16 protein-coding genes are annotated in these 24,317 nt (G+C 62.4%); 10 read left to right on the top strand and 6 right to left on the bottom strand.

The annotated features are described in order from the left end of the window. Positions 1 to 206: 206 nt before the first annotated feature. Positions 207 to 509 carry a helix-turn-helix transcriptional regulator gene (locus IPJ76_09670; protein QQR84891.1) on the bottom strand — a complete coding sequence of 101 codons (303 nt, stop codon included), beginning with the start codon at positions 507 to 509 and terminating at the stop codon, positions 207 to 209. 207 nt (positions 510 to 716) lie between these two features. Between IPJ76_09670 and IPJ76_09665 the strand changes: the two genes are divergently transcribed. Then, complete coding sequence (locus tag IPJ76_09665; GenBank protein ID QQR84890.1) at positions 717 to 1,496, top strand: hypothetical protein; 780 nt, start codon at positions 717 to 719, stop codon at positions 1,494 to 1,496. 147 nt (positions 1,497 to 1,643) lie between these two features. Here the strand turns inward: IPJ76_09665 and IPJ76_09660 are convergent, their stop codons facing one another. Both IPJ76_09660 and IPJ76_09655 read right to left on the bottom strand, forming a co-directional pair. Further along, positions 1,644 to 2,045 (bottom strand): hypothetical protein, encoded by a 402-nt coding sequence (locus tag IPJ76_09660; GenBank protein QQR84889.1) that lies wholly within the window; start codon positions 2,043 to 2,045, stop codon positions 1,644 to 1,646. A 228-nt stretch (positions 2,046 to 2,273) separates the two neighbouring features. Beyond that, the gene (locus IPJ76_09655; GenBank protein ID QQR84888.1) at positions 2,274 to 4,001 is read right to left on the bottom strand and encodes a carboxypeptidase regulatory-like domain-containing protein; all 1,728 of its coding nucleotides are present in this window, start codon (positions 3,999 to 4,001) and stop codon (positions 2,274 to 2,276) included. A gap of 511 nt (positions 4,002 to 4,512) precedes the next feature. Between IPJ76_09655 and IPJ76_09650 the strand changes: the two genes are divergently transcribed. After that, positions 4,513 to 6,174 (top strand): hypothetical protein, encoded by a 1,662-nt coding sequence (locus IPJ76_09650; protein ID QQR84887.1) that lies wholly within the window; start codon positions 4,513 to 4,515, stop codon positions 6,172 to 6,174. A gap of 155 nt (positions 6,175 to 6,329) precedes the next feature. Next, positions 6,330 to 6,923, top strand: a complete 594-nt coding sequence (locus IPJ76_09645; protein QQR84886.1) for a hypothetical protein — start codon at positions 6,330 to 6,332, stop codon at positions 6,921 to 6,923. 111 nt (positions 6,924 to 7,034) lie between these two features. Here IPJ76_09645 and IPJ76_09640 read toward each other — a convergent pair whose 3' ends face one another. Together IPJ76_09640 and IPJ76_09635 are read right to left on the bottom strand one after the other, a co-directional pair. Continuing rightward, positions 7,035 to 7,838, bottom strand: coding sequence for a hypothetical protein (locus tag IPJ76_09640; protein QQR84885.1), 804 nt, complete (start codon positions 7,836 to 7,838; stop codon positions 7,035 to 7,037). Positions 7,839 to 7,896: 58 nt separating this feature from the next. After that, positions 7,897 to 8,661, bottom strand: a complete 765-nt coding sequence (locus IPJ76_09635; protein QQR84884.1) for a 3-oxo-5-alpha-steroid 4-dehydrogenase — start codon at positions 8,659 to 8,661, stop codon at positions 7,897 to 7,899. Positions 8,662 to 8,755: 94 nt separating this feature from the next. Between IPJ76_09635 and IPJ76_09630 the strand changes: the two genes are divergently transcribed. Both IPJ76_09630 and IPJ76_09625 read left to right on the top strand, forming a co-directional pair. Beyond that, the gene (locus IPJ76_09630; protein QQR84883.1) at positions 8,756 to 9,106 is read left to right on the top strand and encodes a hypothetical protein; all 351 of its coding nucleotides are present in this window, start codon (positions 8,756 to 8,758) and stop codon (positions 9,104 to 9,106) included. A gap of 87 nt (positions 9,107 to 9,193) precedes the next feature. Next, on the top strand, positions 9,194 to 9,547 hold the full coding sequence (locus IPJ76_09625; GenBank protein ID QQR84882.1) for a hypothetical protein: 354 nt from the start codon (positions 9,194 to 9,196) through the stop codon (positions 9,545 to 9,547). 27 nt (positions 9,548 to 9,574) lie between these two features. Here the strand turns inward: IPJ76_09625 and IPJ76_09620 are convergent, their stop codons facing one another. Continuing rightward, a complete protein-coding gene (locus IPJ76_09620; GenBank protein QQR84881.1) occupies positions 9,575 to 10,096 on the bottom strand; it encodes a hypothetical protein in 522 nt (173 codons plus the stop codon). Positions 10,097 to 10,194: 98 nt separating this feature from the next. Between IPJ76_09620 and IPJ76_09615 the strand changes: the two genes are divergently transcribed. The 5 genes from IPJ76_09615 to IPJ76_09595 all read left to right on the top strand — a co-directional run bounded on the left by IPJ76_09615 (position 10,195) and on the right by IPJ76_09595 (position 24,296). Continuing rightward, positions 10,195 to 11,052, top strand: coding sequence for a hypothetical protein (locus IPJ76_09615; protein ID QQR84880.1), 858 nt, complete (start codon positions 10,195 to 10,197; stop codon positions 11,050 to 11,052). 62 nt (positions 11,053 to 11,114) lie between these two features. Beyond that, positions 11,115 to 11,912: a hypothetical protein gene (locus IPJ76_09610; GenBank protein QQR84879.1), complete on the top strand. Its 798-nt coding sequence runs from the start codon at positions 11,115 to 11,117 to the stop codon at positions 11,910 to 11,912. Positions 11,913 to 12,039: 127 nt separating this feature from the next. Next, a complete protein-coding gene (locus IPJ76_09605; GenBank protein QQR84878.1) occupies positions 12,040 to 13,035 on the top strand; it encodes a gliding motility-associated C-terminal domain-containing protein in 996 nt (331 codons plus the stop codon). Next, a complete protein-coding gene (locus IPJ76_09600) occupies positions 13,032 to 14,003 on the top strand; it encodes a type IX secretion system membrane protein PorP/SprF (GenBank protein ID QQR84877.1) in 972 nt (323 codons plus the stop codon). The genes IPJ76_09605 and IPJ76_09600 overlap by 4 nt, the downstream gene beginning before the upstream one ends. Positions 14,004 to 14,015: 12 nt before the next feature. Then, on the top strand, positions 14,016 to 24,296 hold the full coding sequence (locus tag IPJ76_09595; GenBank protein QQR84876.1) for a gliding motility-associated C-terminal domain-containing protein: 10,281 nt from the start codon (positions 14,016 to 14,018) through the stop codon (positions 24,294 to 24,296). Positions 24,297 to 24,317: the final 21 nt, after the last annotated feature.

Genomic DNA, 24,317 nt, shown 5'->3' with positions numbered 1-24,317 from the left:
CTGGAGCGGTACTACGGCCACGATGAAGCTCCAGTGAGGCCGTACTGGATCGATACCACGGCCGCGATGAGGCTTCAGTGCGGCCGCACTGGAGCGCTACCATGGGCGCGATGGGACTTCCGTGAGCCCTCAGGTGAGCGGCACCAAGGCCGCGATGGCACCACCGTACGGGCTCATGTGCACTTCATGATGGGCGCGGTATCCGGCTATGCGTCCTTCTTCTTCCGTTGGCCCGGCAACTTGAACACCGGCGCTTGGCCCGGCAACCAGGGGTTGAAGCGGTCCCCGTGCAGCACCCAGTCCAAGGAGCACCGCAACACCTTGGCCACGTGGTACAGTTCGTCCACGTACACCCGTTTCACCTTGCCCTTTTCGATGCGGCTGAGGCGCGCGGCGTCCACGTGCGCGGCCTCGGCCAGCCAGTACTGTTTCAGGTCGCGCTGTTCGCGCGCCCATATCAGGCGGGCACCGATGGGCCCGGGTGGGATCAGCAGTTGCGCTTTGGGCATGCTGTACCGGCTGATCAAAGGTCAGCGGGCGCCAGCATCCAAAAAATACCCAGTTCAGGGTATTTTGAGGGGGAAGTGGGCCGCTCGGTCTTCTTCGATAGGGATGGTAACGATGCTTTCCAATTGCGGTGGTGGACAAAAACGGCAACTTGAACGGATGGTCCGATACGGCCGACAGTAGTTTTCCCATCGCATCCCAGCACGTGCATGGACAAAAGGATAAGGGCGAACGAATGCGCCGCCTTCGCTCGCATGGTGGAAGTGTGCCAGAAGCACCGCGCGGTCTGGAGCAAGCACGAGGTGAGCAATCGCGCCATCGCACGGTTCTACACCTCGGTGGACATGCTGCTTGCCGCCATCGATAACAAGGAAGAGGACTATTACACCCCGCGGCCCGGCTCGCCATACCATCGCCTGCCGAAGGAGCTGGTGTTGCAACGACTGGTGGATCGGGCGAACGCCGTGTACGACCATTTGGAAAAGCCATCGTCGCGCGTGCGTGTGGACGACCTGCCGCCACGGTCCATGATGCCTTTCGACGAAGCGGGTTTGGTGAGGTTCTGCGCGGCCATTGACGCGCAACTGGGCCAGCACCGAGAGTCGCGCGCCACGTTCGGCAGCTTCTCCAACCTTTACCGTTTGCTGCACGCCGCACTGAAGCAGTACGCAGAAAGCACCGCACCACAGCAACCCCTCATACAAACAGCACGCAGTATGGGTGCCTACCGGCGCTGCCTGAACTCGTGCCTGCGCGCGCTCATCGAACGGGTGGACCCCTGTTTGCCCCGCTACGCGGAGCACAGGGAGTTCCAAGAGGAGTACATCGCCGCACGCAAGAACATCATGGCCATTACCGTCGATGCGCGCCGCACCTACCATGTGGCCGGTTACGGAGCGGCCAGCTTGCGGCATACACGGGCCAATGAATGGACACCGTGGAACGATCCTCTGGCACAACTGCACCTACCGGCGGATGGCACAACTTAGGCGAGCAGCAACACGACCACTTGAGCGCCTGCGCTTGCCTGCAGCCCCCATGGTCATCACACCGCACACGCTCGCCTTACGCCGCCACTTGCTTGTGGCGATCGGCTCTCGGTCTAGGGCCTGTGGCCTGTCGTAATAGCCAGTGCCTTACGAAAGCGCACGCGGCCCGGAACCTGAAGCGCGCTGGAACCGATGCCGGATATCCCCAAAGTGGATCACGGCCAGCAGCGCTCCCCAGATCATCCACCCCAGGTCGTACAACAGTGCGCTCCAGCCATGCATCACTTCCGTTCCAAGCATGAACGTAAATGCCATGGTTACAACCGTAAGCACTACGGCCATTGGACGGGACCATGAGCGGAACTTGAGAAGTCCAACGTAATTGATGATGATGGCGACCAGGACAACCAGCATAAGCAACAACTCAGCATCGGTAGGGTCGGTTCCTTCCTCGAGCGGCGTCGTGAGTGCGCTTAGGACGCCACCGAGCAGGCCCACCACGATGTTGCCCCACACGAGCGCCTTGAACCACAATACAGTTCTGTCCATAGCGTCACGAAATAAGCGAAGCGATGGTTCATCCGCACATGCTCGGCTGTGCGCGGGCAGGCGCTCGGGGTTGCAGCCGGGCCTGCCTACCACACGCGCGTGCCCGCACCACCAGGGTCTATTGACCCGCCGGGACAAGTCAGCAGTTGCTCGAGCAAGACCGGGTGAAGCCCGCAAGCAGAAGCGCACCCGACAGATCGGCGAGCGAGCGTGGTCCGATAAGGTCCATCACTGCTCCTTCACCATCCTGAAGTGCTGGCCATGCCCATCGAGCACAATGGTGTAGCTCCCGGCGGGCAGGTTGTCGGTAGGCAGTTGCAGGGCACCCCCGGCAACGTTCAGCGCGGCCGAGAAGACCACGCGGCCCGCTGCGTCGATGATGGTGGCGCGCACCTGGCCATTGTGCAAGCCTTTGATGATGGCAAAGCCCTGATGCACTGGATTGGGCATCAACACCGCCGTGGCCGCTTCCTGGTCCGGGACGTTCGTGACCACACCGGTGATATAGAAGCCCGCAGGATCGGCACCGTAGTTCAGGTCGATGATGACGGTGCCGGCGCCGACGGTCACCGTGTAGCAGGAAAGCATGGGCAGGCCCGGATGGTCGCACACGATGCGGTAGGTGCCATCGGCCACGTTGGCGAAGTGGTAGTGTCCGTCCATGTCGGTGCGCGTGTACGCCGCCAAACCAGCGCCGGGCCAGTGCTCGAGCACAATGCCCACCCCCTCCCATGGCGCGCCGGGGCCATCGCTGCGCACAATGCCCAGGTCGCCCAAGAAGCCACTGAGGTAGCCCGTGCCGGCGAGGTTGCCCACGGGCACCAATCCGATGTTCGCCACCATGTCGGTATCGCATGTGCTACTGATCACATCGGCGTAGGTCCAGTAGTAGGTGCTCTCGTGATAGCTGGTAGCAGTGCCCGGGTAGAGCACCGTATCGGGAACAGCACGCACCAGGTATTGCTGCAAGGGCAGGCTACTGAAGGCGAAATCGCCTCCGGGGCCCACCGGCGTGTTGCCAACCAGCAAAGAGCCCGCACTGTTGAGACCGTACTGGTACAGCTCCACCGTTCCGGCCGTCACCGGTGTGCCGGTCGTGTCGTTCACCACGCCCATCACATCGAGCATGGGCATGGTGCAGGCCACCACCCACAACTGGATGTCCCTTCGACTACGGCCCACCCACGTACCGTTGCGGTATTCGTCCACAGCGTAAGCCACCACATATGCGCCCAGCTGCGACGGCGTGCTGCAATGATTGCCGGTAACGGGATCGAAGACATGGCCGGTGGAAGAGGGGAACGGATCGGTAGCCGTGAAGCCGGGCATGTACACTATCGGAACAGCACCCACTTCCTCGGGGGTCACCATCGTGTACACCAGCGAATCGCCGTCCGGGTCATATCCGCCATTGGGCAGGCAGAACGGAGCGTTGAGGCAGATGAAAGAACCCGGTAGTTCCTGGAAGATCGGGGAGGAGTTGCCCGGAACATTGGCGTTGTCAAGCCATGCTTCGATGTAGATGTCAGCCTGATCCGCATCAACGATGTTGTCGATCGCGGCATTGCGGCAACAGCTCGCCCAGGAGAATACCCAATCGGCGCAACCTGCAGGAAGCGTCACGGTATCGCGGTAGAAGTGCAGCTCGGCCCCGGGATAGGTGCCTCCGTTGCAGGTGGTGGGCCAGCTGGTGCAACCGACGGCCACTTCCACGGTATCGCGCTCGGGCAGAACGAACGAGGCATTCAAGCCGCAGAGCGAAGAAGAGGCTGCGATGCTCACCCCGGAATTCAGCCAAATACCATAACAGTCTCGCACCGCCACCAGGGTCATCTCGTAGTCCATTCCGCCCAACCACTTGTAGGTGAGCTCGGCCCCCATGATGTGTGAGGCCTGTGCGGGCCGCGCAGCGAAGAGGGAAAGGCCCAGGGCAGCGCAGGACAGAAGATGTTTCATGATGGACCGGTTGGATGGAACGAATGTAGACGGCCTTGGTCGATGGCAATGGCGGGTCGCCCACTTGGCGGAAGGGGCACTGTTCCGCCGCACCCGCTCGCCAAACGCCGCCGCTTGGCTGTGGCGTTTGGCGAGCGGGCCGGGGCCTGTGGCCCGCCGGGACAAGTCAACGCAGTCGTGCGGACCAACCGTGCGATCCACTGTGATCGGTAATTCCATCGCAATGGATAACTCGCACACCGTGTGCCACTGCGGCTTTCCACTTCGGCACGGCCTTGAAGACCCTCGCCCCTTCGGTCTCCGCAGGTGATCGGCATGTGCCGCGAAAACCAATAGCTTGCCGATGGTGAGCACCGATCGAGCGGTTCATGGAAAAGACGATCGTAAGATCATGAACGGCATACCCCACCAATTGTCGCGCGCGCTGGGCCTATCCGCGGGGTTCAATGGACGCCGATGAGCAGCCGAAGGACATGCGGTAATTGATCACATACGGGTGAACAACCAGGCCATGGAACCAGGAGCTGAAGCACCGTCCGTCGAAATGAAGATCTTGGGGATGAACGCGAGCGACATCCTGTTCGCGCTCTTCATAGGGCTCGTGATCATTGCAGTGGTGGTTGCTGCGTATTACGTGCTTCGGCGGAAAGCCCGCAGGGCCATTTCCAGCAGAATAATGGAGGTGACCACGCCGCCGGCCGTCCAACCTGCGGAACATACGCTCCATCTCCATCACGAAAGCGCGGAAACGCCGATGGGGGCGCCAGCACCGATGGAGGACAGCACGGTGGAGCTGATCATCGTGACCCCCGAAGAGATCCCCGCCCCAACGCAAGAGGTGAAAGACCTTCAAAGGGCCATCGTTGAGCGGGGCGCGGCCTACAAGCGCTTCGCGTTCCGCGTGCTGCTGGTCCTGATGGGCTCCACTCTGGGGCTCGGGCTGGTCCACTGGCTTGTTCAACCGACGGGGCCCAGCCGCTACGAGCCGTCGATCAACCGCATCATCGAGGATTCCACGTTCCCCACGTTGTTGTGCGTGTATGTGGTGCTCACCTTCATCGCGCTCCTAGCGGCGCGCTTTACCCGTTCCCTGTTCGGAACGGCCAGCGAGGTGGCGAAGGGCACCCCCAAGAGCAACATTTCAGGCCTGGAGCTACCCGCTGCCATACGGCCCCGGCGGCTCGTTTTCCTGATCTGGTTCTGGGTGTGGGCCGGTGTGTCGAAAGCCATGTGGTGCTACTCCACCCTGCCGGGTAACAACAAGTACCTCTTCACCTTCGGTGCCTTCGCCCTGAGCGGTGGCATCTATGCATGGTTCCGCTTGGGCAGGCGGAGGTTGGAGCGCATCTACGCCGTGCCGCCCCCTTTGCATTTGCTGGCCCTGCGGGTTTTTGGCAGTCCCTTCTTGAGCGAGTTCCTGTTGTTGACCAAGGCGTGGCGCTATATGGGGATCACGTTCCGCCTGGACGGCCCCGACACGGTGGGGTACAAGGAGAGCGATGTCTGGAACTACGTCACGGGAAGATTGCATGCCTCCATCGTCGAAGACCAGGAGGAACTGGCTTTGGAGATCGAGCACTTTGGCCGGGAAGTGGATCCGCACCTGCGCTATCCGATCAACAGCATGCAGTGCCTGGACAAGACCTGGAAGGAAGCGTTGGACCGCATGATCGGACTTGCCCATGTGGCGGTGGTGGACCTGGCGAACCTGACACCGGCGAACAAAGGAGTGGCCTACGAAGTGACGCGGTTGCTCGAGATCATGCCCCGGGAGCGCGTGGTCTTTCTGATCAACGGCTCCACGGACCTGGCAGTGGTGCGCGAAGTGATGTCACGCGCGCTGGTCGGCCGCTCCTCCGGTCACCCCCACGCAGGGGAGCACGGCTCGCGCGTAGTGGTGTACCATACGGGCGTGGTCAAACGCGAGCGGGACCTTCTCTCGATCTTCGACGATGGTGACGGTAAAGGGGCGGTGGATGCCCTGGCCTTGGTAGGCCTGCTGCACGCCAAAGCCCTTGCCTCCTTCAGCCCGCAACAACTGGAAGAACGCGCGCGATCGGTGCGGAGGGTGCGCTGGACGAGACTACGGATACCCATGGTCTTTCGCATTTTGGGCATTGCAGCCCTCGCTCTTCAGGCATTGTTCGCCCTCATGATGGTGCTAGGGGCCTAGGCCTGGGTCAACCACCTCTGCACACGTGCACGATGGGCTTTGTGGCCTGGGGCCCGCATAACCAGGAGCTCTGGCCTGCCGGGAAAAGTCGTGAGCTGATCGCCTACCCCGATAGCGGTTACCGGCATCGGTTCATCCGATAATCTTGTGTGGTCATGGTGCAGCTGTTCTTGCTCGTGTTGAAGTACCTCGCACTGGGGGTGTTCGGTGTGGGTACGGTCATGCTCGTTGTTGCGGCCATTGTGAACGCCCGCAAGAAGCGCCGGATCGGCTACGCCTATGCCGGAGCAGCCTTGTTGTGCGGCGCCCTTGTCCTCGGCCTTTGGAACATCGACCTCGTCGCGGCGGAAACCAGCGACCGGGAAAAGGCCGCAGAAGCTTTTGCTCAGAACTTCGGTTTTGCTCCTCCGGAAGAAGTGGAGGATATCCGCATGAAGAATGTCGTTGTGGGTGATGCCTTCGCGCACTGGATGGCTTTCACCTATTCACCCGCGGTGTTCGACCGCATCGTTGCGCACGACCAACCCCTCAATGTCGCCTTGGCGCAAACACGTCCATTCCAGGACATTGTTCGCGATGTCTTCAACAAGAAGAACGCCAACCGGCCCGAATGGGCCGTATCGCCGGACGGTCGCACCAAAGAAATCTACTTCAAGGTTGATTTTCTGGACCACGTGTACAGCGACTACCACCTTTGGGTCGATAGTACCCAAGGCATAGTGCACCTGCACGTCTCGTATTTCGATTGACCCTGCCTCGGACACGCTCGGCTGAGCGCGGGCAGTCTTCGGGTTGCAGCCTAAGCCTGCTTCACTAGGGCCTCTGCCTTCTTCAGACAGGTCCCGACCACCAGCCCAGCCTCAATACTTCAAGAATCGCTGCACCGCACGCTGCACCGTGAACCGCAGCACGTAAAGCCCTTGCGGCAGTGCTTCAAGGCCGATGCGTTGGTTGCTCAGCACGCCACTGCGCACCACGCGGCCACTGCCATCGAGCAAGTCGTACGGTGCGTTGGCGAACTGCGGATCGCTGACCAATAACGCGGCTTGCGAGCCATCGTACCACGCGTTGAGCGCGTGCGCCGGTGCAACGTCCGGCGGTGCAATGCCCGTTGCCGCTGAGATGGCCACCGCATCGACACCAACACAACCCGTGGTGCCGAAGGAGCCCGCCGCCACACGGAAGCCGAGCACGTGCGTGCTCGACGTGGCCGTGAACTGGAAGGTGTACTGCGCCCACGGATCACCGGAGATCAGATCGGGGGTGGTGAGCATGACAGCGCCGTTGATGGAAGCCTCGAGCCGCGTGGGATCGTTGTCGGCGTAAAGGCCTTGGTTATGGATGGCGTGGAAGGTGACCTCGTACGTGTTGCCCACCACCAGCGCTGTAACAGCCTGTGCAGCGCCTTCAAGCAGCCCGTTCACCGAATACCACACGAGGTTCATGTGCGACGCCCCCTCGAACGAGACGACCGTGCCCGCGCAACTGCCGGCCTGGTCGGGGCCGAGGCTCGTGCTGAAGTTGGCCCATCCGTTGGGCGGGCCGTTCACGGGGCAGTTCGCCGGCCATGCTTCGAAGCCGCCTTGCACAATGGTTTGTGCCTGCACCGGCAGTGCGGACAACAGGCCGATGGCCGGGATGAAGAAGCGGAACGTTCTGTTCATGGGGGGCGCGTTTCCCGCAAGGTAGGCGGGAAGGTCGCACGCAGCCGATACACCACCCCTACCACACCCCCGGGAACACCACCTTCCGCTCGCGTGGATAGTCAGGAAAGGTGCGCAGGTACCATTGGTGGTGGTTGCGCGCACGCGGCACCAGATTGGCGTAGGTCCACACCAGGAAGCTGAGCGCCGGCAGGTTCCACGCCATGATGGCGAAGCCCGCCCACTCGATGATCTCGCCCAGCAGGTTGGGCGATGACACATAGCGGAACAGGAAACCGTGCGGGATGCGGTAGCCCGTTTCGCCCGGTGCGCGCAACCGGATGAGGATGTTGTCCGACCGCAGGTTGATGAACATTCCACCAACGAACAGTAGTGCACCAACGATGAAGTGTGGACTGGTCAGCCACGTGTTGCCGTACTGCCCGGGTGGTGCAAGCTCCGCCAAGTAGTAGCCGTTCAGTCCGGCGTTCATCACATTGAAGACAATGGCATTGCACACGATGAAGAGCGGTATGCGCTTGGGCGTGGCGCGGATGCGGAGTGGATAGATGAACGAGCGGTTGGTGTAGTGCGCGATCCATAGCGCGAACAGGATCCACACATGGCTATCGGCCACGCGGCTGCCCGTGGCGAGGAAATACACCATGATGCCCAGGCTGGGTAGTTCCATGATGCACCACCCGAGCTTGTTGTTGAGGGTGGGGCCCCAATTGTTCGATGTGTGCCGGCCGAAGGGCGCGGTGACGAAGAACATGGTGATGTGCACCGCCACGGCCAACGCCATCCAGGCGAGGGTGATCCATTGCAGTGTGCCTTCGTCCATGCGCTGTAGGGAGGTCAGGGTCGGTAAAGGTGGCATTGCGTCCGTAGCGGTCATCGCCCGGAAAACGCAATGGCTACCGATCTACCTTGCCCGCATGGATGCCCGCCGGAAGAACCGACTGCGAAGAGCGGCCCACATGCTCAGTGGTGCCATCATCCTCTTGCACGGCTACGAACGCTTGGACCATGGGCACACCACCGGTTGGGTGTTCGTGGCGGCGGGGCTCCTCTTCCTGTCCGTTGCGTTTTTCCACGGGCGTTTGGCGAAGCGTTGGCCCAAGGTGGACCTGGTGTTCTTCGTCATCGAGGCCGGGCTTTCGTTCCTGGTGGTGTGGGAGCTGCTGCATGCCGGCAAACGGTGGTTGCCGTACATGTACGTGCTGGCCGGCATCATGCAGTTGGTAGCAGCGGTGAAGGTGGCCCGCCGTGCACCGCGCGCGCATTGAACGCAACGTTGCAGGCGCGGCCGCTTTTCTGCTTTTCGTCAGTTCGCGGGATCGGTTGCACCCGCACCTTTCGGGAAACACCGCGCCATGTTCAAGTGGATGACCCTGCTGGCTGCTTTCCTGCTCCTCCCCGCGCTCTCCATCGCGCAAGGTGATGCACCGCCCGCCACCGTGGATGCCTTCGTCACCGTGCGCATCGAAGGCCTGGACCACGGCGGCATGGAACGACTGAACGCGCAGGTGGCCAAGGACCGCGCATTGAACATCGAGTACCACTGCCTGCGCTCCGGTGTGGTGGTGTTGCACATGGCGCCAGTGCAGGCATCGGAACGGGCCGATGTGATAACACTGGTGCGGCGCCTGCTCGGAGAAGCCAACATCACGGGCAAGGCCGAATTCCTCGACGTGCACGTCGGATCGGTGAACGCGAACAAGTGCTGAGGGCGGGGCTGGCACCGCAGCGGCCGGTCACATCCCTTGTTCTTCGGCCAGTTTGAGGCAGTCGCAGCCGAGCGACCGGTCGACGAATTCCTTCAGGTAGCGCATGTCGCCCAAGGCGCGCTCGCGACCGGTGAGTTCCATGTAGATCATGAACGCGATGAGGGGCACCACCAGCACCAGCGCATAGAAGCCCCAAGCAGACTTGTGCATCATGAGCTGAGCAATGCCCAAGGTGGCACCCGTGAGGCCCAGCAGCGACAGGCCGACGTACCCGCCGGCGAAGAGCATCCAAATTCCCGGGCCGGGACCGATGAGGCAACGCACCAGCGTGCGTTTGCCGGGAAGTTCCTCGAAGTTGATGTCCATCTGTGGTGTCCACGCTTCAGCATTGCGCTCCGGGAAACTGAGCAGGATGTGGTAGTGGGCGTTCTTGAGCCACAGGCCCCTTGGGTTGTCCTCGTGCAGCCGACGGCCGATGCGATCGGCGATCTCGGCCGGTGCCAGGTCGGTCTCGAACTTGAAGCGTGGACGGAAGCCGGGGACCTTCATCCTGTGAAAGTACCGGAGCTGCGGGGGCGGGAACCAACGATCGTCAGGTGTTGGCCCCTGCCGCACCGCATCCCAACCAGGCATCGCACCTTAGCCGTATGGACACCCCGGAAGAGTACGCCCGCCATTTCGCCACCATGCCCGACGCGCGTTTGATGGAGGTGATACACGATCCGCACGACCGCGACCCTGCGGCCGTTGCCGCCGCACATGCGGAACTGGAACGCCGCGGTCTTCCTACTGACCACTTGCGCGAACTGCAACAACGCATCGCCGATCGCAAGGCCAACGAAGAGGCGTGGCAGCAACGCATGGCGCGAACGACGCGCACCTTGAAACAGGGCGCATCGAACGTCTTCATCGACGACGGTTCACTGCCACAGGAACGCCGCTGGCGTTTGTGGTTGGTGCTTGCATTGCTCCTGCCCTTCCTGCTGAGCTTGCCAGCGTTGGCGCAATACGCCGGCTACATCGATGTTGATGCGCTCACCGACCCGACCACCTACATGCTACTGATCGAGCTGGCGGCACCACCGATCGCAATGCTGCTGCTGTGGAAGCACAAGCGGGCTGGCTGGTTCATCGCAACGGGTTTCGCCACCATGTCGCTGGTGGGCGCACTCATACTATTCCAGGGTGCATTCAGTTATCGCGCAGGTCACGATGTGTGGACCCGATCCGCGGAGGGCGAGCCCGCCGATCACTACTTCGAAGAGGGCGAGCCGAACGGTACGATCCACTTCGTGCCCAACCCGTCGTTCGAACCGCTGGACATTGCCAGGGATCATCTTGCCTACCGTGAACACATCCTGCCACTGCTATGGAACGTGGGCCTGATGATCCTCTTCCTCGTACGCAGATCACGTGCGCTCTACAGTGTTCAGATGAAAGAAGCTTCCATCGCGGTGGCGGTGGGCGCTGTGATGTACCCGCTTTGGTGGATGATGCTGATGTAAAGACCCAAAAACAGCTCAGGTGCGCCCCCCCACGGATGAGCTTCGTTCTGTACTTTCCCCTCATGAAAGTCCCCGCTCACCTGCTCCTCTGTTGCCTCCTTGGTGCTCCGTTCACCACATGTGCACAACAAGCCTCCGCGCCGAAGGCATGGGGCCTCACCTGCTTCAACTCGGCCCTTGGTGTGGAGACCGACCGCTTCCGCACCATGTCGCTGGACCAGTTGATGGGTTTCGCGAAAACGACAAATGAGCTGGAGCGCGACCTCGATGGGTTCGAGGCCACCGTGTCCACCAAGACGAGCGGCCTGGGCTTCTTCATCGGCGCAGGTTTCGGCCGCAAGACCGTGCCCACCGACGCCACCACGCCAACCACCACCAGCGAGGTGCAGGTGGGCGTGGGCATCCACACGCCGCGCGAGGCCATGGTCACCTACCGCAACAAGGACATGGACACGTCCATCGTGTATTGCAACCTGCAAAGCGAGATCAGTTTGGAGACCGCATGGATCCTGAAAGGACAATGGAGCCGCTTCGTGCACTGGAACGTGGGCCTTGGCGCCAACGGCGGCATCACCGTGGGCAACAAGATGATGGTGATCGAAGGCCGCTACCTGGCCGACGATGAACACCCCTCACAGCAGCAGGCCCACGAGATGAACAAGCACACCTTCGGTGCGAAGCAGGCGTATTACACCCGCATCTTCCTGCCCACCGGCGTGAAGTTCCGCGTGGGCCCACGCTGGCAGATCGGCATGGACTACCGACTGGGCATGGGCTGGCAGTTCGTGCCGGGCCACGCTACCAACGTCATCGAGTTCACCAACGCGGCGTTGATCGGGGTGAAGTACCGGTTGAACTAGGACCCTTCTCCCACACCGCCTTGCTCACAACTCCGGCCCGCTGACTTCCGGCGGCGGCGAGGGGTACACCTTATTTGTTGCTTGAGGAGGCGTGCACGTTCGCGGGTGCTCGGTGCGTCTCCATGGTATGATGCGGAGAAGCTTCACCCTGGCCACCGGAACACTGTGCACGCTGCTCTGCGCTGCACAGCCTCCGAACGACGATTGCAGCGATGCCGCGCTGCTCTGCGCCCAACAACCACAGAGCGGCAACAACACCGGCGCCGTAGGCTGGCCGGGCTTCTGCCCAGGAACCAGCAGCGTGCTGTGGTACTCCTTCACCACCAACAACCAGGGCGGCACGGTGGATGTCGCGATCAGCAACATCAACTGCCCCGGTTTGGCCGACATGGACAACGAGCTGAGCGTGATCATCCTCAGCGGCGATGGTTCGTGCCTGCCCAACAGCTTCAATGCGGCCAGCTTGTGCGAAGAGGACAGCGTGGACTTCGTGGTGACCAGCGATCCACTGCTGCCCAACACGCAGTACTGGGTGATCGTGGCGGGCGCGCAGGACAACGGCGCTTTGATAGCGGCTCAATGCGGCTTCGATGTGAACATCAGCGGACCGGGCGCCAACATCGTGGACGTGGACTTTGATGCCGGGCCCGACATGGAGATCGGTGAAGGCGAGACCGTGCAACTGGAGGCCACAGGCGGCACCACCTACCTGTGGACGCCCAACACCGGGCTCACCGCCGACAACGTGGCCAACCCCTTCGCCACGCCCAACGAGACCACCACGTACACCGTGACCACCGTGATCGACGGCTGCACGTACAGCGATCAGGTGCTGCTGGAAGTGGTGCGCCTCATCGACATCATGACGGCCTTCACCCCGAACGGTGACGGCATCAACGACACGTGGACCATCCGCGACATACAGGACTACCCCAATGCGCGGGTGATCGTGTACGACCGCTGGGGCCAGCGCGTGTTCAGCACCACCGGCTACGACGAGCCGTGGGACGGCACCAACGGCGGGGCCAAACTGCCCACGGCCACCTACTACTACCACATCCAGCTCAACAAGCTCGAAGGCCAGGTGCCGCCGTTCGTGGGCTATGTATCCATAATCCGATGAACAGGTCGATGGTGAACGGTCGATGGTGGATGGTCGCGTTGCTGCTGCCATTCACCAGCATCCATTCGCCATTCGCCGCTTCGGCCCAACAGCTGAGCCAGTACACGCAGTACGTGTTCAACCACTACAGCGTGCAGCCAGCGGTTGCCGGCAGCAAGGACTGCTTCGACGGCCGGCTCGGCTTCCGTCGGCAATGGGGCGGCATACCCGGCATGCCCGTCACGGCGTGGGCCACGCTGCACGGTGCGCTCAAGAGCAAAAAGCCCTTCGTGAAGAACAAGCACGGCTTCGGCGTGAACATCGAAGTGGACGATGCGGGCGCCATCGGTTACACGCACTTCTACCTGAGCTGGGCCTATCACATGCAGATGGGCCGCGATTACATGCTGAGCATGGGCGTGTTCGCGGGGTTGAAGCAGTTCAAACTGGACTTGGGTGAAGTGACATTGGACCAGCCCGACGATCCAGCGGTGGCCGGCAAGCAGAGCGCCATCGTGTGGCCGGAGATCGCCCCTGGGATCTGGGCCTACGGCAACAACTTCTGGATCGGTGCAAGCATGTTCGGCACGCTGAACAACCGTGTCACCGGCATCGGCACGGACACCAGGTTAACGCGCCATTATATGCTGAGCGCAGGCTACCGCTACCGCCTTCTGAAGGGCGTGCACCTCATCCCGAGCACGTTGATGAAGATCAGTCCGGGCTCGCCCCTGGCCTGGGACATCACAGCGCAGGTGGAGTTCAAGAAGAAAGTGGCGCTCGGTATAAGCTACCGCAACGTGGACGCCATCGCTTTCCTGGGCCGCGTGAGCTTCGGAAAGTATTTCTCCGTCGGCTACAGCTATGATGTGACCACCAGCCTGCTGCGCCAAGGCAGTAGCAACACGCACGAGATCATCCTGGGCATTACGCCCTGCCCCAACGATGGCGCGCGCCGCAGCCCGGTGGCTTGCCCCGTGTGGGAATAGAACAGTGAACGCATGAGAACAACGCAACGCTCCATCACGCTAAGCACCCTCTCGCTGGCACTGCTGCTGTGCACCACCGTGCACGCGCAGAAGTACTGGACCGGCGGCAACGGCAATTGGGAGAACGCCGATCACTGGAGCCTGCAACCCAACGGTGCCGGCGGTGCAGGCGCACCCACGGCTAGTGAGGACGTGGTGATCGACCCGGCCAGCGCTGCGGTTATCTCCGTTCCTGCTGATGCAAGGTGCAAGAGCCTGCGCGTGGTGGGCGACGATGGCCCGGTGACCATTGCAGGCCTGAGCAAAAGCACGGTGAGCATCGGCGGCAGCTGGTGGTTGGAAGGTGATGTGCAGTGGCAGCACCCCGGCACCGTGGTGTTGGACGCGAAAAGCGGCGAGCACACCGTGGCCACAGGACCCGTGCGCGTGCATAGCGATGTGGTGGTGGACGGCAACGCCGTTTGGAACCTGGGCAGCGCGCTGGTGATGGCGCCCGACAAGTCGCTCACGTTGCGCAAGGGCACTTGGCGCACCAACGACCGCACCATGGAAGTGGGCAAGTTGTGCACGGAAGGTCGCGGCACGAAGCGTTTGGAAGCGGGCGCTTCGATCATCCAAACGAAAGTGTTCGAAGCGGCCACCTTCAAAGCCGATGTGGACGTGCGCAGCGGCGGTCTGCTCGTGAACGGCGAAGCGCAGGACTGGGACGGCCGCCGCGTGGACGCCGAGCAACTGATGCGCGCCATGGTGCTGTGCGGCACCGGAGCAGGCCAAACGCCCTTCAACGTCACGGCCTCGATGACCACGAACTACAACGGCTTCGGCGTGAGCTGCAACGGCGCGTGCGATGGCGCGGTGATCGTGACCATCACCGGTGGTATAGGTCCGTTCAGCATCCAATGGCAAGGCGGTCCCAGTGGCACGGGCACCTCCCTCCCATGGACCAACATCTGCCGAGGCAATCGCCTGGTGGTGGTCACCGACCAAGGCCAGGGCGTGGGCTGTTTCGCCAGCGTGAACGTGACGGAGCCGCCGCCGATCAGCGTGCTCTTCTTCGGCCTGAACCCGCCGAGCTGCGCGAACTCGTGCAACGGCAGCGCGATCACCTTCCCCGGTGGCGGCACCGAGTTCGGCTTCGAATACAGTTGGAACGGTGGAGCGGAAACCTCCCCCAACCCTACGCAACTCTGCGCGGGCGTGAACACGCTGCAGATCATGGACGCCAACCTCTGCGTGTTCGACACCACCTTCACCTTGAATGTGCTTCCCATTGCAGTGGTGCCCACCAGCACCAATGTGACCTGCTTCGGCGCGTGCGATGGAACAGCCAGCGTGGCTGTGACAGGTGGCACCGGCGCCATCACCTACGATTGGAGCCCGGGCAACCCGACGGGCGACGGCACCAATAGCGTGAGCGACCTCTGCGCCGGTCCATGGAGCGTGCTCATCGCCGATGCGAACGGCTGCGACACCACCATCAACTTCACCATCACGGAGCCGCAGCCCATCGTACCCAATGTGACGAGCACGCCAGCGCTGTGCGCAAGCTCCTGCGATGGATCGGCCACTGCTGCACCAACGGGAGGCAGCGGCAACTACGGCTACTTGTGGACACCCGGCGGCGCCACCACGGCCACGGCCAATGGTCTGTGCGCAGGCAACTACACCGTGCTCATCACGGACAATGTGAGCGGTTGCGATACGCTGGTTCCCGTGGCGATCGCTGCACCACCTCCGATCGTTCCGACCATCGTTGTGACGGATGCATCATGCAGCAACTCATGCGATGGCGTGATCGGATGCCCGGGCGTTGCCGGTGGTTCCCCGCCTTACAATTTCTTCTGGGCACCCGGAGTGATCACCGGCCAAGGCACGCCCACCGCTTCGGACCTGTGCCCCGGCAACTACACGCTACTGATCACCGATGCCGCGGGTTGCGATACGTTGATCGATATCACAATCACCGCCCCACCGCCCATCGTTCCTGACACGTCGTGGACGGATGTGACCTGCGCAGGTGCGTGCGACGGAACGGCCAATGCGCCTGCAGTCGGCGGCACCGGAACGCTCGACTACGTATGGGCGCCCGCAGTGACCGGCCAAGGCACGCCGAACGCTACCGGCCTCTGCGCGGGCACCTACAACGTGACCATCACCGATGACAACGGCTGCGATACGACGGTGACCTTCAACATCGTGGAGCCGTTGCCGATCACAGGAACCCCAACCATCACCAATGTGTCGTGCGCTGGCGAATGCGATGGTACGGCCGATGTGCTGATCAGTGGTGGCACGCCCACCTACACCTACGTGTGGGCACCATCGCCCGGCGCCGGACAAGGCACGCCGAACGCGAGCCAGATGTGCGCGGGCAACTACACGCTCACCATTACCGATGCCAACGGTTGCGTAGCCGTCATTCCCGTCACCATCACGGAGCCGTTGCCGTTCACCATTTCCTTCACAAGCACACCGGTATCATGCGGTAGTGTTTGTGATGGCACGGTGACCTTGACCGTGAGCGGAGGAACACCGGACTACGACTACTTGTGGACACCCGCGCCCGGCACAGGTCAAGGAACGCCCAACGCCACGGGACTCTGTGAAGGCCCGGGCACCGTGCTCATCACCGACGATGCCGGTTGCGATACGCTCATCAATTTCCTCATCACCGCACCGCTGCCGATCCTTCCGAACGAAGTGGTGACGAACGTGACCTGCAACGGCGGCAATGATGGCAGCATCACCACCGCACCCACCGGCGGCAGCGGCACCTACACCTGGACATGGACGCCTGTTCCCGGCAACGGCCAGGGCAACAGCAGCGCGACAGGTCTCACGGCGGGCATCTGGTCGGTGCTCATCAGCGATGGCACCTGCGACACCACGCTCACCATCACCATTTCCGAACCACCGCCGTTCGATATCACCAGCACGGTGAACGATGCCACCTGCAACGGCGACTGCGATGGCAGCATCGATGTGGTGGCCAGCGGCGGCACCGGCGTCCTGACCTACACGTGGGTACCGAACGTCACGGGCCAGGGCACACCCAACGCATCCTTGCTCTGCGCGGGCAGCTATGCGCTCACCATCGCGGACGCAGCAGGTTGCGATACCACGCTCAACTTCATCATCAATGAGCCACCGCCGATCATACCAGCGCTCACGATCACCGATGCTGGTTGCGGGCAGTGCAACGGCACGGCCAGCGTTACCACCACTGGCGGCGTGGGGACCTTGGACTACATCTGGGCACCGCCACCTGGCGCCGGGCAAGGAACAGCCAACGCAACGGGTCTCTGTCCGGACAACTACACGCTGACCATCACCGATGACAACGGTTGCGACACGGTGATCGCCTTCGTCATCGCTGAACCGCCACCGCTGGTGGTCACCATCACCACCACACCGGCTTCGTGCGGCAACCAATGCGATGGCACAGCCAACGCGGGAGTGACCGGAGGCACACCACAGTACGACTACGTGTGGACGCCACAGCCTGCAACAGGTCAGGGCACGCCGAATGCGACAGGTTTCTGCCCCGGCCCCGGCACCTTGCTCGTTACCGATGACCTCGGTTGCGACACGCTCATCAACTTCCTCATCACCGCGCCGCAACCGATCCTGCCGAACGAGACGGTGACGAACGTCTCGTGCAACGGCGGCAACGATGGTAGCATCATCACCGCGGCCACCGGCGGAACGGGCACCTACACGTTCACGTGGACACCCATTCCCGGTAACGGCCAGGGCAACAGCAGTGCTACCGGTCTTGATGCCGGCGTGTGGAGCGTTGTGATCAGCGACGGCAGCTGCGATACAACGCTCACCATCACCATCACCGAGCCGCCGCCATACGACATCACCAGCACGGTGAACGATGCAACCTGCAACGGCGAGTGCAACGGCAGCGTCGTTGTGCAGGCCACCGGCGGCAACGGGGCGCTCAACTACACCTGGGCGCCGAACGTCACCGGACAGGGCACGCCCAACGCCACCTTGCTCTGTGCGGGCAACTATGCGCTCACCATCAGCGATGCGCTGGGCTGCGACACCACGCTGAGTTTCACCGTTGCCGAGCCACCGCCCTTGCAGCCCGCACTGAGCACCACGCTGGCCAGTTGCGGTTTGTGCGACGCCACCGCTACCGTCGATAGCGTGCCCGGAGCCGTGGGCAACATCGACTACAACTGGCAGCCTCCTCCTGGCACCGGCCAAGGCACGGCCAGCGCGACGGGCCTCTGCCCCGGGCCGCACACCGTGACCATCACCGACAGCAACGGTTGCGACACCACGCTCACGTTCATCATCAACACACCGAGCGGCATCACCATCACCACAACGCAGAGCAATGTGAGCTGCGCTGGTGCATGCGATGGGATCGCCAACGTTGTAGCAGCCGGGGGCCTGCCACCCTACGACTACACCTGGAACCCGCCTGTGAACGGCCAGGGCACACCGAACGCCACTGACCTCTGCGTGGGCACTTACACGCTCACCATCGGCGACTCAGCGCAGTGCGACACGACCATCGTGTTCACCATCGGCGGGCCCGTGGCCATTGATCCCGGCCTGAGCTTCACGAACGAAACCTGCAACGGCCCCTGCGACGGCACCGCCACGGCGAACCCGACAGGCGGCAGCGGCGTTGGCTTCGTCTTCCTGTGGAGCCCGGGCGGGCAAAGCACACCGAGCGTGACAGGTCTGTGCGCCGGTCCGAACAGTGTCACCATCATCGATGACAATGGGTGCGACACGACGGTGACGTTCACCATCCTGCCACAACAGCCGGTGGATGCATCGCTTGCGATCACCAATGGCTTATGCCACAACGAATGCAACGGTGAAGCGGTGGTGACCACCTCGGGGATCGCTGGGCCGTACACCTACTTCTGGGACCCTGTACCGCAGAACGGCCAGGGCGATAGCATAGCGATAGGACTGTGTGAAGGAGGTGGCATCGTTACCGTCACCGACGCCAACGGCTGCGACACAACGATCGTGTTCGACATCTTCAAGCCAGGCCCCATTGAACCGAACTTGGTGGTGGAGAACGAGGATTGCACGGGCTCCTGCACCGGACAAGCCGCCGTGTTCCCCTTCGGTGGAACGGGCTCCTTCTCCTTCGTCTGGCAGCCAGGCGGCCAAACGACGGATGTCGTGACCGGCTTGTGCGCTGGCAGTTACACCGTGACGATCACCGACTCGGTTGGCTGCGACACGACGGTCTTCTTCGATGTGCTTCCCTTCGATCCGATCGTTCCGAACTTCAGCACAACGCCTGTGACCTGTCCAGGCTCGTGCGATGGCACCGCAACGCTGGGCCCCACAGGCGGCGAGCCACCGTACACCTACCTGTGGAACCCGATCCCGCCCAGCGGCGACAACCAACCCACGGCTAGCGGCCTGTGCGCCGGCACGTATGTAGTGACGATCATTGATGCCAGCGGTTGCGACACCACCGTGAACATCCTCATCACATCCCCGCCCGCCTTGGACCTCGGCGCCATCGTGAGCGACGTGCTGTGCGCCGGCGAAGACAACGGTGAAGTCGTATTGAACGTGACCGGGGGCAATGGCGGCTACACCTACAACTGGACGCCCGATCCGCCCAATGGCGACGGCACCAACACCGCCAGCGGCCTCACCGCGGGCACCATCAGTGTGGTCGTTGCGGACTTGAACGGCTGCGACACCACGGTCGCCTTCACCATCAATGAACCGCTGCCGCTGTCCGCGGCGGCGAGCAGCACGCCAAGCGAGTGCCTGCTTTGCAACGGCACCGCCACGGTGAACGTGAGCGGCGGGACCGGCTTCACGTTCATCGCGTGGATCGATCCGAACTTCCAGATCGCTGGCTTCGGCAATACGCTGGACAGCCTGTGCGCCGGTGTGTACATCGCCAGCATTGCCGACCAGAACGGCTGCCTGTTGCAACAGGCCGTGCCTGTGATCGACAGCGATGGTGAAGTCATTACCGCCATCGGGGATACCACCAGTTGCCCGGATGTTTGTGATGGCACGGTGGAGGTGCAGTTCAATTGCAGCGATCCGGCGTGCAGCATCGCCTGGTTCGGTGGCAACGGCTTCCCGTTGTTCCAGTTCGGAAACACGGTGAGCAACCTCTGCGCGGGCACCTATTACGCGGAGGTGACCAACAACAGCGGATGCGTGAGCATCGATACGGCCGTTGTTGTTGCGCCCGACCCGATCGTGGCCAACATCAGCACCACGCCGGTGACCTGCGCCGGCGTTTGCGACGGAACGGCCACCGTGGGACCCACCGGCGGCACCGGCCCCTACGCGTACAACTGGTCGCCCGATCCGATCAGCGGTGATGGAACACCGAGCGTGGACAGCCTCTGTGCAGGGGTGTACACGGTGCTCATCACGGACTTCACGGGCTGCGACACCACAGTGAGCGTATTGATCCTGGAGCCGCAACCGCTGACGGTGAACGCCGTGCAGACCGACCTGCTTTGCGCAGGTGATTGCAACGCAAGCATCGTGGCCACGGTGAACGGAGGCACAGGCAACATCACCTACAACTGGACGCCTGATCCGCCCAACGGCGACGGCACCAACAGCGCGTTCCAATTGTGCGCCGGCAACTACGACCTCACCATCAGCGATGCGAACGGCTGCGACACCACCGTGACCTTCACCATCGCGGACCCACAGCCCATCGCGCTCAGCATAACCACCACCCCGAGCCAATGCCAGTTGTGCAACGGCACCGTTAACGCAACGACGAACGGCGGCACGGGCAACGTGGTGATCACATGGACCCTGAGCGGCTTGCCAGTGGGCACGGGCAATTCGCTCACCAACCTCTGCGCCGGTGTGTACACCGCCACCGCTACGGACGACAATGGGTGCAGCACCACGCAAGGTGTTGCCATCACCGACAGTGGTGGTGAGGCGCTGACGATGATCGATGGCGCTGCGGGCTGCGCCGGTGAATGCAGCGGTATCGTGGAAGTGCAGTTCAACTGCAGTGTGCCCAGTTGCACCATCGACTGGTACGATGTGTTGGGCAACAACATCAACCAACCGGGCCAGAACACCGTGGACAGTCTTTGCGCAGGCACCTACATCGTGATGGTGACCAACGGCGATGGATGCGCGAGCCTCGACACAGCGGTGGTGTCCGAGCCGATCGGCATCGCAGCGAACATCAGCACCACGCAAGCCACCTGCGCAGGTACGTGCGATGGCTCGGCCACGGCAGGACCGGTCGGCGGTGTTCCGCCCTACAGCTACGACTGGGGACCGGGCGTGGTGGGCGCTGACACCACGGCACAGGTGGTCGGTCTCTGCGCTGGTGTTTACACCTTGACCATCACCGACGACGCAGGCTGCGACACCACGGTGAACGTGCTCATCCTGGAGCCCCAACCGCTGGTGGTGAACGCCACGCAAGCCGATGTAACGTGCAGCGGCGTTTGCGATGGAAGTATTGACCTGACGGTGACCGGCGGCAACGGCGTGTACACCTACGACTGGAGCCCTGACCCGATCGCCGGTGATGGCACAGCGAACGTGACCGGTCTCTGCGCCGGCAACTACGACGTGACGATCTCCGACAGCAACGGCTGCGATACCACCATCACGTACACGATCACGGAGCCGCTCCTGCTGGGCGTAACGAGCAATCCGACCCAGAGCCAATGCCAGATCTGCAACGGCACAGCTGCTGCACTGCCCGTCGGCGGAACGCTCCCGTACAGCTACCAATGGACACTGAACAATGGTCCGTTCAGCACCGACAGCGCGTTGGTGAACCTGTGCGCGGGGCTCTACGGCCTCACCGTTACCGATGCGAACGGCTGCACGGCTACGATCGCGGTCGCGGTGACCGATACCGATGGCGAGGTGCTCACCACCGTGGACGGCAGCACGTCGTGCCCGAACGTTTGTGATGGCGTGGCGCAGGTGAGCTTCAACTGCGGCATCATCCCGTGCACCATCGAGTGGTACGACATCAACGGGGTGACGCTCAACCAGCCCAATACGCTTTTCGTATCCGGTCTTTGCGCTGGCAGCTACCTGGTGGAAGTCATCAACGGTGATGGGTGCGTGAGCATCGATACGGTGAACGTGCTCGCACCTGACCCGATCGTACCGAACATCAGCACGAGCGCTGTGCTCTGCGCAGGTGAGTGCAACGGCACGGCAACCGCCGGTCCGACGGGCGGCACGGGTGTGTACACGTTCGACTGGAGCCCTGATCCGTTGGTCGGCGACAGCACGTCGCAGATCACCCAACTGTGCGCAGGCACCTACACCGTGCTCATCAGCGATGGCCTGTGCGATACGACGGAGACCGTGCTCATCATCGAGCCGCTGCCGTACAGCATCAGCGCCACCATCGATAGCGCATCCTGCTTCGGGGTGTGCGATGGTGCGATAGGTCTGCTGATCAGCGGTGGTACCGGCGGCTACGCCATCGATTGGAGCCCCGATCCGATCAACGGCGACGGCACGCCCAACGTGACCGACCTGTGCGCAGGAACCTACACGGTAAGCATCACGGACTTCAACGGCTGCGACACGGTGCTGACCTACACTGTGGATGAACCGCTGCAGCTGACGGCGGGCGTTACCACCACCAACAATGCATGCGCGGGCGATTGCAGCGCCACTGCATCCCTGGCCATCGCCGGTGGAACACCGCCTTACAGCATCACATGGATCTTCGGTGGCAATACCATTGCAACGGACACCACCGGTGTGGGTGCACTGTGCGCCGGCGACTACGATGTGGTGATCACCGATGCCAACAGTTGCTCGGTCACCCAGTCGTTCACCATCACCGAAGGCACGCCCATCACGCCCGGCCTAACCTTCACGGGTGAAACATGCAACGGCCCCGGCGACGGCGAAGCGCACATCGTTCCGAGCGGTGGCAGCGGAACCACCTACGGCATCGACTGGGATCCCGACCCGGACAACGGCGATGGCTTTGTTGATGCGCTCGGCCTCGAAGCGGGGAACTACACGGTAACCATCACCGACTCGCTCGGTTGCGACACGGTGGTTCCGTTCACCATCCTGCCCTTCCAGCCCATTGTGGACAACGCCGTGGTGAGCAACGTGCAGTGCAACGGCGAATGCAACGGCAGCATCGTGCTGGCTGCCACGGGCGGTTTCGGCAACTACACGTACGACTGGACCCCTGACCCGTCGAACGGCGATGGCACCAACAGTGCTACGGGTCTCTGCGCAGGTCCCATCACCGTCACCATCACCGACGGCATCGGCTGCGATACGACCATCACGTTCACCATTACCGAGCCACCTGCGCTCACTGCCACCGTGGACCAAGTGGTGGATGCACTGTGCAGCACGGCCAATGATGGCAGCATCGCGATCAGCATCGGCGGCGGCACACCGAACTATGATGTGTCCTGGAGCGGACCGGGCGGCTTCAGCAGCAACAGCGAGGACATAGCGGGTCTTGCACCGGGCGTGTACACGGCGAACATCCTCGACGACAACAACTGCGCAGTGAGCGTCAGTGCCACAGTCGGTGCCATCACCACTGTTGAAGCGATCGCCGGGCCCGATGTACAGGCGTGCAACGGTTCTCCCATTGTCCTGGATGGAAGCACCAGCGTAGGAGCAACAAGCTACAGTTGGAGCACCGGCGGCAATGTGGTGGGCACCGATCCGTTGTACACACTGCCCACGCTCCCGGCCGGCACCTACACGTACATCCTCAACATTAGTAACGGCCCGTGCAGCGATGCCGACACCGTGGTGGTGACGGTGCTGGCTTCACCTTTGGCCGATGCAGGGCCTGACCAGGAGATCTTCCTGCAGCAGACCACCACACTGGGCGGCAACCCGACCGGACCGGCTGGAAGCAGCTACGTATGGCAACCGGACTCACTATTGGATGATCCCAACAACGCGAACCCGACCGCGGACCCGCCCGGCACCACATGGTTCACCGTGGAAGTCACCGGCACCAACGGCTGCACCAGCATCGACAGTGCGCTCGTCACCGTGATCCCGGAGATCGTCATCCCCACCGGCTTCAGCCCGAACGGCGATGGCGTTAACGACACTTGGCAGATCGACCTTATCGAACGCTTCCCCGAGTGCACGGTGGAGATCTACAACCGCTGGGGCGAACTGCTCTTCCGCAGCGTCGGCTACCTGGAATACTGGGACGGCAGCTACAACGGTGGTGAAGTGCCCATCGGCACGTACTACTACGCCATCGAGCTGAACCATCCCGATTTCCCGGAACCCTACACTGGCCCGCTCACCGTGCTGCGCTAACACCTGAACGAACATGGCAAC

It is taken from the genome of Flavobacteriales bacterium (genome assembly GCA_016699575.1).
In the GTDB taxonomy this organism is placed as follows: Bacteria; Bacteroidota; Bacteroidia; order Flavobacteriales_F; family PHOS-HE28; genus PHOS-HE28.
The sequence above is the reverse complement of the archived record's forward strand: the minus strand, read 5'-3'. Positions and strand labels throughout refer to the sequence as shown.

Excerpts from the sequence above, each read along its gene's own strand:
- IPJ76_09670 (QQR84891.1), bottom strand. The coding sequence starts at position 509 with ATGCCCAAAGCGCAACTGCTGATCCCACCCGGGCCCATCGGTGCCCGC.
- IPJ76_09665 (QQR84890.1), top strand. The coding sequence starts at position 717 with ATGGACAAAAGGATAAGGGCGAACGAATGCGCCGCCTTCGCTCGCATG.
- IPJ76_09660 (QQR84889.1), bottom strand. The coding sequence starts at position 2,045 with ATGGACAGAACTGTATTGTGGTTCAAGGCGCTCGTGTGGGGCAACATC.
- IPJ76_09655 (QQR84888.1), bottom strand. The coding sequence starts at position 4,001 with ATGAAACATCTTCTGTCCTGCGCTGCCCTGGGCCTTTCCCTCTTCGCT.
- IPJ76_09650 (QQR84887.1), top strand. The coding sequence starts at position 4,513 with ATGGAACCAGGAGCTGAAGCACCGTCCGTCGAAATGAAGATCTTGGGG.
- IPJ76_09645 (QQR84886.1), top strand. The coding sequence starts at position 6,330 with ATGGTGCAGCTGTTCTTGCTCGTGTTGAAGTACCTCGCACTGGGGGTG.
- IPJ76_09640 (QQR84885.1), bottom strand. The coding sequence starts at position 7,838 with ATGAACAGAACGTTCCGCTTCTTCATCCCGGCCATCGGCCTGTTGTCC.
- IPJ76_09635 (QQR84884.1), bottom strand. The coding sequence starts at position 8,661 with ATGGACGAAGGCACACTGCAATGGATCACCCTCGCCTGGATGGCGTTG.
- IPJ76_09630 (QQR84883.1), top strand. The coding sequence starts at position 8,756 with ATGGATGCCCGCCGGAAGAACCGACTGCGAAGAGCGGCCCACATGCTC.
- IPJ76_09625 (QQR84882.1), top strand. The coding sequence starts at position 9,194 with ATGTTCAAGTGGATGACCCTGCTGGCTGCTTTCCTGCTCCTCCCCGCG.
- IPJ76_09620 (QQR84881.1), bottom strand. The coding sequence starts at position 10,096 with ATGAAGGTCCCCGGCTTCCGTCCACGCTTCAAGTTCGAGACCGACCTG.
- IPJ76_09615 (QQR84880.1), top strand. The coding sequence starts at position 10,195 with ATGGACACCCCGGAAGAGTACGCCCGCCATTTCGCCACCATGCCCGAC.
- IPJ76_09610 (QQR84879.1), top strand. The coding sequence starts at position 11,115 with ATGAAAGTCCCCGCTCACCTGCTCCTCTGTTGCCTCCTTGGTGCTCCG.
- IPJ76_09605 (QQR84878.1), top strand. The coding sequence starts at position 12,040 with ATGATGCGGAGAAGCTTCACCCTGGCCACCGGAACACTGTGCACGCTG.
- IPJ76_09600 (QQR84877.1), top strand. The coding sequence starts at position 13,032 with ATGAACAGGTCGATGGTGAACGGTCGATGGTGGATGGTCGCGTTGCTG.
- IPJ76_09595 (QQR84876.1), top strand. The coding sequence starts at position 14,016 with ATGAGAACAACGCAACGCTCCATCACGCTAAGCACCCTCTCGCTGGCA.